Genomic DNA, 11,285 nt, shown 5'->3' on the forward strand with positions numbered 1-11,285 from the left:
GCTCTCGGCTGTGCCGCATCCGTGCGCGGCGTCCGCCGCACCGGGCGCGCCCCAGGTGTGGGCATCGCCGACCGGGCCCGCGCCGTGGGTGCCGCCTGCCGGGCTGGTTGCTGCTGCGGGGAGGCCGCTGCCGAGGGGGTAGTCCTCGCCGTGGGCCTCGGCGGCGAAGCCGCCGGGCGAGGCGGCCGACGCCGCCCGCGGGTCGGGCGCGTCCGCGCGGGCGGCGGAGAGGTCGATGCCGCACTCCTCGCAGTAGCGGTCGGACTCCGCCACCGGCTGGGCGCAGTTGGGGCAGGAGAGGGTCAGTTGGTCCATGGTTTCGCTCACACCCAGGTCCTCGGGCGCGTGCGGTTGGCCCGCTCGACCCATGCGATCCGTTGTTCGGGGCTCTCGGCCAGTCGGGCCAGCTTGCGGTAGGAGTCCTCCAGCGCGAAGCGCAGCGCGCGCTCCTCCGCCGGGCTGCCGAGCAGGGTCAGGGGGGCCGCCGCGCCGGTGGCGTCGGGGCGGCCGGCCAGGACCCAGCCGAGGGCCTTGCCGAGGACCTCGACCGACAGCTCCTCGCGGCGTCGCGCGTCCAGACCCAGGCCGCCCAACTGGCGCGAGGCCGCGTCCAGGTCGATCCGCAGCGGCTCCTGCGGCGCCCGCTCGCGCAGCCGCGCGCGCACCGAGGCGACGCGGGCCGCGACGTAGTGCGTGGACGCCTCGGGCACCGACTCCAGCGCGGCCACCGCGCCCGGCCGGTCGCCGGAGGCGAGCAGCACGCGCGCGAGGCCGAACGCCGCGCTGACGTAGGAGCGGTCGGTCGTCCACACCAGGCGGTAGAACTCCGCCGCGTCCTCGCGCTCGCCGAGCGCCTCCGCGCAGACGCCGAGCGCCAGCTTGGGCGCGGCCTCGCCGGGGAACGCGTCGTAGATCGCGTCGAAGGACTCCGCCGCCGCGCGCAGCGCCGCGCCGGACTCGGGGCCGCCGGGGACCCCGGACGCGGCGAGCGCCGCCAGCCCCCGGTACCAGACGACCCGCCAGTCGTCGGCGGCGTCCGTGCCCAGCTGGGTCAGCGCCTCCTGGACGGCGACCAGGTCGCCCTTCTCGATCAGCGCGCGCAGTCCGCGCAGCCGCAGCTCCACGGAGTTGACCGGCGCGGTGCCCAGCGCGGTCAGCACCTCGTCGGGCGAGGTGGCCATCAGCGAGGCGAGGAACCCGGCGTTCGGGTCGCCCGGGTCGATCCGCGGGACGGGCAGGGCCAGCGCCGCCGCCCGGGTGTCGAGCGGCAGCACCCGCGCGACCGTGACGGCGCCGTTCGGCACCGCGATGACGGGGTTGCCGGGCGAGGCCGCGGCCTGCCGGCGGCGTCCGCCCCGTGTGGACGCGGGCGGCTCCTCCAGCTCGCCGTGGACCAACTCGGTGTCGACCACCCGAAGTTCGGGACCGAACAGGGTGGACAGCGCCGGGCGCGGCCGCGCGTCCTGCAGCGCGAGCACCTCGCGCAGCACGCCGGTGAGCTGCTCGGCCATCTCCTGCGCGGAGGAGAAGCGGCGGCCCGCGTCGGGGTCGGTCGCGCGGACCAGCAGCCGGTAGTAGGACTCGTACCGGTTGAAGACCTCGACCTCCTCCGGGCCGGGCAGCGAGTCCCGGTACACCGTGGAGTAGCCCTGGAAGTCGAAGGTCATCACCGCGAGCGCGCGGGCCACGGTGTAGAGGTCGGAGGCGGGGGAGACGCCCTCGGTGGCGATCTCGGGCGCCTGGTAGCCGATGGTGCCGAAGATCGCGCCGTCGTCGTCCTGGCGGCGGACCGCGCCCATGTCGATGATCTTCAGCTGGTCCTCGGACTGGATCACGTTGTCCAGCTTGAAGTCGCAGTAGATCAGGCCGCGCTGGTGCAGGTAGCCGAGGGCCGGCAGGGCCTCGAGCGCGTAGGCGATGGCCTGCTCGACCGGCAGCGGCTCGCGCCTGCCGTCCGGCAGCCGGCGCTCGTCGGCGATGTCCTTGAGGGACTTGCCGCCGACGTAGTCCATGACGATGTAGCCGTCCCGGGTGCCCTTGCGCGGGTCCGGGTGCTCGACGAAGTTGATGATGCGGACGATGTTGGGGTGGTCGACCTCGGCCAGGTAGCGGCGCTCGGCGATCGCGACGGCCAACGCCTCCTCGTCCCCGGTGTCCAGCAGACCTTTCAGCACGATCCACTTGTCGTTGACGCGCCGGTCGATGCCGAGGTAGATCCAGCCGAGACCGCCGTGGGCCAGGCAGCCGACCACCTCGTACTGGCCGCCGACCAGGTCGCCCGGGAAGAGCTTGGGCGTGAAGGAGTACGCCGTGCCGCACTTGGTGCAGAAGCCGTCGGTGCGGCCCGGGACGCCGTTCTTGGAACGGCCGACCGGCGCCTCGCACTTGCTGCAGTACCGCTTGCGCTCGGCCACCTCGGGATTGGCCAGCACCTTGGAGCGCGGGTCCTCCTTCGGGATCGGCGGCACGGTGACCAGGCCCGCGCCCAGCGCGCCGCGCTGGCTGCGGCTGCCGCGGCTGCTGGTGCGCACCGAGACCGAGCCGCTGCGGCCGGTCCGCGAGGAGCGCGAACGCCCGGACATGGTGCGGGAGCTGCGGGAGGTGGAGGTGGACCGCGAGGTGGAGCCGCTGCCGCCGGGTCCGGCGCCGTGCTGCGCCGGGATGGAGGCCGACGGCAGCGGCGCGAGCCCGCACTCGGTGCAGTAGCCGTCCGCGTCGATGACGCCGGTGCCGGTGCAGTCGGGGCGCACGCACGGGGCGCCCGGTCCGGTGGGCGCAGCGCCCGAGGTCCGCGTGCCGGACGCGTGCGTGCCCGACGTCGGGCCGCCCGCCTGTCCGGTGCCGGTGCGCGCCGCAGTCTGGAGCGGCGCGAGCCCGCACTCGGTGCAGTAGCCGTCCGCGTCGATGACACCCGTGCCGGTGCAGTCCGGCCGTGTGCACGGTACCGCGTTCATCCCCGCCATCCCCCTGCGGCCGCTGCCGCAAAAGTCGTCAGTTGCTGTGCCTTGGTCGTGGCCTTGGTCGTGCGCTCTCTCATGATGCTTTCCCCCAGTCGGAGCTCAGGCACCGTAGGGGCGTCCGTCGACCGGTCCGGCGGCCTGTTGCTGCTGGACCGCACGCAGGCCCTGCTGGTAGCGCAGGACCGCGTGGTCCGCGGCACGCAGGTCACAGGGGGCGCTCCAGAGCATCCGCCGGGCCAGGTCGTAACGCTCGATCAGCTCCGGGTCCTCGGCGACGCCGAGTCGCGCCGCCATGGCTTTGTACGCGTCCAGACGCCCGCGCAGTTCCGCGCGGACCGCGAGCGGCGCGGTCACCGCGGTCAGCGACTCCCTGGCGCGCTCCAACTCCCGCTCGGAGGCGGCCTCCAGGGTGTCCAGCAGCGGGCCGAGCTGCGACCAGCGGCCGTGCCGGCGCAGCTGCTCGGCCTGGGCGAGCCGCTCGCGCATGGCGCTGGCCGGTCCGGGCACCGTCGGCACCTCGGTGGCGGCGATCTTCGCCAGCACCTCGCCGCGTGCCCGGCGGGCCTCGGCCAGGGTGGCGTCGGCGCGGGCGAGCGTCTCGCCGACGCGCTCCAGCCGTTCGTCGGCGTCGTCGCGCAGCCGTACCAGATCGGTCAGTTCGAGGCGGATGTCCTCCACCGCGCGCTCCGCGCGGTCGTAGCGGGCGGTCTCCACCGAGCCGCCCACGGGCGTCCGGCCGGGCGCGGACGCGCCGACGGGACGCGGGGTCCAGAAGACCAGCGGGTCGGAGATCACCTCGCCGCGCAGCGCGGCGAGCTCCCTGCCGAGCTCGTCCAGCGTGTCGCCGGCCGGGTGCTCGCCCGGCAGGACGCCGACGGAGCGGGCCAGGGCCTGGACCCGGCCGAGCTCGGCCAGCAGCAGGTCGATCCGGGCCGGCAGCGCCGTCCAGACCGCGTCGGCCGCCGAGGAGACCTCCATGATCCGGGCGTACCACTCGTTCATCCGGTCGACGAGGTCGCGCAGGCTCACCTGCTCGCTCAGCCGCGCACCGCCGGTCAGCGAGGGCGCCGCGCCGGGCAGTTGGCTTCCCGCGACGGTGACTCCCTTGCCGCGCAGCAGCTCGGTCAGCTCGATCAGCTCGGACTGGGTGGGTCTGCTGCGCCGCGAGCGCACCGCACGGGCGGCGGCCAGCGCCTCGGAGTAGGTGTCGAAGAGGTTCCACATCATCTGGAGCCCCGGCTCGGCCGCGCTCCAGAGCTCGGCGGTGCGGCCGGTCAGCTGCGCGCCCTCCAGCAGGCGTCGGCCCGGGTGGTCCTGCAAGGCCAGCAGGGAGGATTCGACGGCCTCGCGCTCGTCGCCGAGCCCCTTGAGGGTACGGTCCACCTCCTCGCGGGTCATCACGGGACCGTACGGTCCGGTCAACGCCATTCTTGCTTGTCTCCCTGGTGGTCGAGCCGACGGTCAGACTGTCAGATCCGGCTTCGGGGAGGATCCCCGGGGGCGGACCTTGTTGCAACCTTGACGCGGTGGCGCGGTCAGCCCGTGTAGTGGGCGGCGGGCGGGGCGCTGTTCTGTCCGGTGATGGGCTTGATCCACTGTCCGTAGCTGCGCTGCCAGTCGCCGCCTGCGAGGTACGACTGCAGCACGGAGTTGATCCGCGCGACCAGGTCGCGGGAGCCGAGCTTGACCGCCACCGCGTAGTACTCGGTGTCCAGCGTCCCCGGCACGATCCGCAGCGACTTGTCCTGCGCGTTCAGGCCGGCCGCGAGCGCGCCGTCGGTGATGGTCGCGTCCACCTGGCCGAGCTGCGTCAGCACCAGGCAGTCGAGCTGGTTCTCGACCGCCACCTCCTGCGACTTGTAGGCGCTGCTCTGCAGCAGGGCCTCGGCGGTGGAGCCCTTGGCGGTGCAGATCCGCTGCCCCTTGATGCTGGAGTTCAGGCCGGTGATGGCGGAGTTCTTCGGCACCAGGATCTGCTGGCCGGTCTCGAAGTAGTCGGCGGAGAACGAGACCTGCTTCTCTCGCGCGCAGTTGTGCGTGAAGGTGCGCACCACCACGTCCACCAGACCGTTCTGCAGCGCGGGGATGCGCTGGTCGGTGGGGACGGCGAGCAGGGTCACCTTGTTCGGGTCGCCCAGGATCGCGGCGGCGAGCGCGTGCACCAGGTCGATGTCGAAGCCCTGGATCTCACCGCTGTTGGGGTCGCGGAAGCCCCACAGGTAGCTGTTGGTGTCGATGCCCGCGACGAGCTTGCCGCGTCGGATGATGCGCTGCACGTCCAGTCCGCCGTCCGAGGAGCTCGGTGAGGCGGTGGCCAGCGGGTCGCAGCTGGTGTCGTCGGCCGGCGCGCCCGCGATCCGGATCGCGGCCGCGTGGTCCGGCGCGGCGTTGGTCTTGGCCTCGGAGCTGCCGGCGAAGGCGAACCCGCCGAGCAGCAGCGCCGACGTCACCGCCCACACACCGGGGCGGCGCAGCCAGTCGAGCGTCTTCTTCACTGCTCTCCCCCTACCGGTACTCGGCCACACGCCGGTTGACGCCCGCCACCACGCCGGCCGCGGCGAGCACGGTCAGCCCGCCCGCGCCGGGCGCGAGCAGGGAGGTGGCGCCGCGGCCGCTGTCGGCGAGGTTGGTGAACTGGTCCTGCTCGTGCGCGGCGGCCGTGTCCAGGCTGCCCTTGAGCGAGGTGAAGGCGGCGTCGATGGTGCCGCTGCCGCTGCCGATGGTGTCGTTCACGGCGGTGGCGTAGTCGCCGTTCTGGTTGGCGCCGTGGGCGGTGTCGTGCCGGGACTGCCAGCTGTGGAAGGACGCGACCGCGGCGTTCACCGCCTGCTGGGCGGTGGCGTCGCCGGAGGTGTTCGACTGCGCCTGGGCCAGGTAGCCGCCCGAGCCTGCCAGCTTGGCGCTGTCGGCGTCCCAGGCGGTCTCGTAGGCGGTGGTCGAGCCGCGGGCCACCAGGTTGAGGTTCTCCGCGGCGCGGCACTTGAGCGCCTCGATCTCGGCCTGGTTCAGCATCTGGAGCGGCGCGGCGCCCTTGGTGTCGCTGTCCGCCAGATAGGAGGACGAGACGGTCTGACCGACCGCCAGCCACAGCAGCGCGATGGTCGCGCAGGCGGTGGCGAGCACCATCCCCAGGTTGAACACCCGGTTGGTGCTGCGGAACAGCCGGATCTGGGCCCGTACCAGCACGACCAGCAGGATGACGCCGAGCCCGAGCGCGGCCCACGGCAGCGAGCGAGCGTCGGAGTAGTCGCTGTTCAGGCGTTTCGTCTCGGCCTGGTAGAGGTTCTGGGCCTCGGTCAGCATCTGGTTCTGCATCTGCCCGGAGGCGTACCGCAGGTAGGCGCCGCCGAGCGGGATGCCCTGCCGGTCGTCGGCCTTCGCGGTCTCGACCAGGCCCGCGTAGACCGGGAGCTCCGCGTTCAGCTTGGTGATCCACTGCTGGCCCGGGTCACCGGAGCCGCTCTGCGCCGCCGCCTTGGTGAGCAACTGCGAGGCCGTGGCGATGTCGTTGTCGTACTGCGTGCGGACGGCAGCTGTCTCCTGGCCGGCCTGCAGGAAGCCGGTGGCGGCGGTGGTGTCCGCGTCCGCGAGGGAGCGGAAGATCTGCGCCGCGTCGTTGCTCAGCGGCTGGCTGTGGTTGACCACGTTGTCGGCCGCGGCGGAGCGGGAGCTGACCTGCCAGACGGTCAGCACGCCGAAGAGCAGGGCCAGCAGGGCCAGCAGTACCGCGCCGGTCTGCAGCCGCCGCGGCGGAGTGGCCGTCAGGCGGGCGGTCAGACCGCCGGCTCCCGGGCTCTTGTCCTGTCGCCCGCGCTGCGATGGCATGGTCGATCGCGGCCCGGCCGGTTGCGTGGTCGCCGGTCGTGTCGTGGCCGGTGTCGCCATCCTGCGCGCCCCTTCCCCCGTCTCGTTTCGTCGGAAGAAGTATGGCCGCCCTTGAGGACGACTCACACCAAAGTTGCGTCGATCTTGAGGATTCGCGGCAGAGCTGTGACACAAACGGTGACCGGTCGTGTGCGGAATTGGCATGGCGATGTACACAACTTGCCGACATCTCTGACACCCCTCGTTCATCCTGCTCATGTCCGGCGTTCCTGGACCCGATTCTGTGAATCCGCTTGGAACCTCGACCGTCTCCATCGGCCGATCGCGACCAGTGCGGTCCGGAGCGGGAGATGGGAACCGTGAGTGGAGCCAGATTCCTGATCGCCACCGGCACCGACCGGGAGAGCGGCGCCGCGTCGCCCTGGTTCGGGTGGCGTCTGCTCAGCGCCAACAACCGCGAGTTGGGGCGCGGCGCCACGTTCTTCCCACGGCGTGAGGACTGCGAGGCGGCCGTGCTCCACCTGCGCGCCAACCTCGACCGCGCCGTGCCGGTGGTGCACGTGGTGCGGCCCGACTCGCTGTGGCGCTGGCGTCTCGAGATCGACGGAACCGAGGCGGCCCGGTCCGGACGCGCCTACCACCGCCTGCGCGAATGCCGCTACAGCCTGGCGCACTTCCACACCGGGGTGGGCCTGGCCGACGCCGCGCCGCACGCGCTGCCCGAGCAGCGCTCCTCCGTGCGCCGTACGGGCGGCGGACGCGCGCCCGGCGACCTGTCCCGGGCGGTGGCCCGATGAGCACCCCGGTCCCCGCCCCTGCCCCCGCCCCTGCCCCCGCGCAGGCGTCCGCCGGTCGGCCCGTCGGCCGTCGACCCGTCGCCCGGGTGGGGCTCTCGGACCAGGTCTTTCGCGGCGGCCTGCGGGTCAGCGGCAGCGCGGTGCTGCTGGTGATGCTGGCGGTCGGCAGCTTCCTCGCCTACCAGGCCGCGCACGCCCTGCGAGTGGGCGGCTTCGCGTTTCTGACGACGCAGAGCTGGGAGCCCGACGCCGGGCGCGGCCACTTCGGCATCGCCGCCGTGCTCACCGGCACCGTCCTGATCGGCCTGCTCGCGGTGTCGCTGGCGCTGCCGATGGCCCTGTGCGCGGCGCTCTACATCTCCGAGTACGCGCCGCGCCGCCTGCGGCAGACGCTGATCGCCCTGGTGGACCTGATGGCCGCGGTGCCGAGCGTGGTCTACGGCCTGTGGGGCTTCTTCTTCCTGGAGCAGCGGATGACCGGCCTGGCCCGCTGGATCTCCACCTACTTCGGCTGGATCCCGCTGTTCAAGGTCGACGGCGCCGACCCGCACGACCCCCTCGCGCCCGTCGCGGCCTACACCTCCTCGACCTTCATCGCCGGCACGGTCGTCGCCTTCATGATCACGCCGATCATGTGCTCGGTCATGCGGGAGGTCTTCGGCCAGGCGCCGGCGGGCGAACGCGAGGGCGCGTACGCGCTCGGCGCGACCCGCTGGGGCATGATCCGCTCCGTCGTGCTGCCGTACGGACGCGGCGGGATCATCGGCGGCACCATGCTCGGCCTCGGCCGGGCCCTGGGCGAGACCATCACCGTCTACATGATCATCTCGATGGTCTTCGCCATCCAGCCGCACGTGCTGCAGAGCGGCGCGAGCACCGTCTCCGCGCTCATCGCCCTGCACTACGGCGACTCCTCGCCGTTCGGCGTCTCCGCGCTCATGGCCGCCGGCCTCGCCCTGTTCCTGATGACCCTGGCGGTCAACTTCGCGGCCTCGGCCGTGGTCGCCCGCAGCCGTTCCGGAGCCGCCTCATGACCGCCTCCACCACGCCCGCGCCGCCCGCGGAGCAGGCGCCGGCGCGCACCACCGTCGTGGTCCGCGCTCCGCTGCCGCCCGGCGCGCCCCGGCAGCAGCGGCGACGGCCCGGCGCCGCCAAGCCCGCCGACCGCTACGCGGTCCTCGGCGCGCTCGCCGGATCCGTCGGGCTCACCACCCTGCTCTTCCACTACCTGCTGCCGTTCGACGGTCCGCTCGGATTCGTCGTCACCGCCTGGCTCTGCTTCCTCGGCCTCTACGCCCTGCTGGTCGCCCAGGAGGAGAACGGACTCGCGGTCCGCGACCGCCTCGCGGCTGCGGTCGTGCACAGCGTGGCGGCGCTGGTGCTGGCGGCCCTGGTGCTCGTCGTCGGCTATGTCGCCGTCCGCAGCTGGGACGCGTTGCCGCACGGCAACTTCTACACGCAGGACATGTCCGACGCCGACTCGCTCACCCCTCTCAGCACGGGCGGCGTGCTGCACGCGGTGGTCGGCTCGCTGGAGCAGATCGGCATCGCCCTCGCCATCACCGTCCCCCTGGGCATCGGCACGGCCGTGTTCCTCTCCGAGGTGCCCGGCCCGTTCAGCCGCTTCGTGCGCACCCTGACCGAGGCGATGACGGCGCTGCCCTCGGTCCTGGCCGGGCTGTTCATCTACGCCGTCTTCGTGCTGGTCCTCGGCTGGGGCCGCAGCGGCTTCGCCGCGGGCTGCGCGCTCTCGGTGATGATGCTGCCGATCATCATCCGCGCGGCGGACGTGGTGCTGCGGCTGGTGCCGGCCTCCCTCAAGGAGGCCTCCTACGCCCTCGGCGCTGGCCGGCTGCGGACGGTTCTGGGGGTGGTCCTGCCGACCGCCCGCTCCGGACTGATGACGGCCGTCATCCTCGGCACCGCCCGCGGCGTCGGCGAGACCTCGCCGGTCCTGCTGACCGCGGGCTACAACAAGGCGTTCAACGCCGACCCCTTCAACGGCCCTCAGGTCTCGCTGCCGCTGCTGGTCTTCACGCTGGTCCGACTGCCCTCGCAGGCACAGATCGCCCGGGGGTTCGGCGCGGCGGCGGTGCTGTTGGCCCTGGTGGTCCTGCTGTTCGTGCTGGCGCGCGTGGTCGGCGGTCGCCCCGCGGGCGTCCTGAACGCCCGCCAACAACGGCGGAGGGCAGCGGCGTCGAGGCGGTTGGCAGCCCGATTCGCACAGACGGTAGAGCCCCGAATGCGCAGGGCCATCCGCATGCCGGTGGTTGCTCGCGCAGTTCCCCGCGCCCCCGAGGTGGGTGCAACTTCGCCCTCGTCTTCCTCCTCCGACAGAAGGGATGCCGGCGTGCGTCGCCGACTCCTCGCGCTGCTGCGCGTCGCCGCGGCGGTCACCGCGCTTGCCCTGGTGCTGGTCTGGGGCGCAGCCCCCCGCGCGCTGGCCAGTGACTACGTGCCGATCTCCGGCGCCGGCTCCACCTGGAGCAGCAACGCGATGGACGCCTGGGCCACCAACGTCAAGCAGTACGGCATGCAGATCAACTTCGACGCGACCGGCTCCTCCGACGGCCGCGCCAAGTTCAAGAACGGAGCGGTGGACTTCGCCGTCTCCGAGATCCCGTACGGCATCACCGACCAGGGCGTCTACGAGGCCCCGCCGCCGCGCAAGTTCGCCTACATGCCGATCGTGGCAGGCGGCACCGCCTTCATGTACAACCTGAAGATCAACGGGCACCGGGTCACCAACCTGCGTCTGTCCGGCGACACCATCGCCGGGATCTTCACCGGCACCATCACCAAGTGGAACGACCCGGCGATCGCCGCCGACAACCCGCAACTCACGCTGCCCGCCCGGCCGATCGTGCCGGTCGTGCGGTCCGACGGGTCGGGTACCACCGCGCAGCTGACCACCTGGCTGAGCCAGACCAACGAGGCGTCCAAGTGGAACGCCTACTGCGTCAAGGCGGGCCGCAGCGCGCCGTGCGGGATCACCTCCTTCTACCCGGTGATCCCCGGCACCCCCTTCATCGCGCTGAGCGGCTCGCAGGGCGTCTCCGGATTCGTCGCGCAGGACCAGAACGAGGGCTCGATCACCTACGTCGAGTACTCCTACGCGCTCAACACCGGCTTCCCGGTGGCCAAGATGCTGAACGCCTCGCACTACTACGTCGAGCCGACCGCCCCGGCCGTCGCGGTCGGGCTGACCTCGGCGACGATCAACTCCGACCTGACGCAGAGGCTGAACGGCGTCTACAACAGTTCCGACCCGCGGGCCTACCCGCTGTCCAGCTACAGCTACATGATCCTGCCGACCGCCGTGGAGAGCGGGTTCAACACCGACAAGGGCCGGACCCTGGGCGCGTTCGCCTACTACTTCCTGTGCCAGGGACAGCAGCAGGCCCCGGCGCTCGGATACTCGCCGCTGCCGATCAACCTGGTGCAGGCCGGACTGACGCAGATCCGCCGGGTGCCGGGCGTGCAGGCGCAGAACATCACCATCAAGAACTGCAACAACCCGACCTTCTCCTCGGACGGCAGCAACACGCTGGCCAAGACCGCGCCGTACCCGCCCGCCTGTGACAAGCAGGGACCGACCCAGTGCAGCACCGGGACCGGCGGGGCGGGCGGCAGCGGGGGAGCCGGTTCCGGCGGTTCCGGCGGTTCGGGGGGCGCGGGAGGCAGCGGCGCGGCCGCCTCGGGC

Annotated in this window: 8 protein-coding genes; 3 read left to right on the forward strand and 5 right to left on the reverse strand. The window is 72.6% G+C overall.

Annotated features, from left to right (window positions below; translation table 11 throughout):
* From TR48_RS37005 to TR48_RS37025, 5 genes are all read right to left on the reverse strand, one after another.
* Window positions 1-327 (reverse strand): zinc ribbon domain-containing protein (locus tag TR48_RS37005; RefSeq protein WP_439654530.1); only part of this gene is annotated, 327 nt, incomplete at its 3' end.
* A complete protein-coding gene (locus tag TR48_RS37010) occupies window positions 324-2,954 on the reverse strand; it encodes a serine/threonine-protein kinase (protein ID WP_152628395.1) in 2,631 nt (876 codons plus the stop codon). The genes TR48_RS37010 and TR48_RS37005, both read right to left, overlap by 4 nt.
* 105 nt (window positions 2,955-3,059) lie before the next feature.
* Window positions 3,060-4,388 (reverse strand): hypothetical protein, encoded by a 1,329-nt coding sequence (locus tag TR48_RS37015; protein ID WP_042375047.1) that lies wholly within the window; start codon window positions 4,386-4,388, stop codon window positions 3,060-3,062.
* 107 nt (window positions 4,389-4,495) lie between these two features.
* Window positions 4,496-5,455, reverse strand: coding sequence for a glutamate ABC transporter substrate-binding protein (locus TR48_RS37020; protein ID WP_042375049.1), 960 nt, complete (start codon window positions 5,453-5,455; stop codon window positions 4,496-4,498).
* A gap of 10 nt (window positions 5,456-5,465) precedes the next feature.
* Entirely contained in the window at window positions 5,466-6,785 is a 1,320-nt protein-coding gene (locus TR48_RS37025) for a GlnX family signal transduction membrane protein (protein WP_052443363.1), read from the reverse strand.
* A 359-nt stretch (window positions 6,786-7,144) separates the two neighbouring features.
* Between TR48_RS37025 and TR48_RS37030 the strand changes: the two genes are divergently transcribed.
* The 3 genes from TR48_RS37030 to pstA all read left to right on the forward strand — a co-directional run.
* Window positions 7,145-7,582: a hypothetical protein gene (locus tag TR48_RS37030; RefSeq protein ID WP_152628396.1), complete on the forward strand. Its 438-nt coding sequence runs from the start codon at window positions 7,145-7,147 to the stop codon at window positions 7,580-7,582.
* A complete protein-coding gene (gene pstC, locus TR48_RS37035; protein WP_084730078.1) occupies window positions 7,579-8,616 on the forward strand; it encodes a phosphate ABC transporter permease subunit PstC in 1,038 nt (345 codons plus the stop codon). The genes TR48_RS37030 and pstC overlap by 4 nt, the downstream gene beginning before the upstream one ends.
* Window positions 8,613-11,285: phosphate ABC transporter permease PstA (gene pstA / locus TR48_RS45055; protein WP_063771140.1), on the forward strand; the 2,673-nt coding region annotated here is incomplete at its 3' end. The genes pstC and pstA, both read left to right, overlap by 4 nt.

It is taken from the genome of Streptacidiphilus neutrinimicus, assembly GCF_000787815.1.
Taxonomy (GTDB): Bacteria; Actinomycetota; Actinomycetes; order Streptomycetales; family Streptomycetaceae; genus Streptacidiphilus; species Streptacidiphilus neutrinimicus.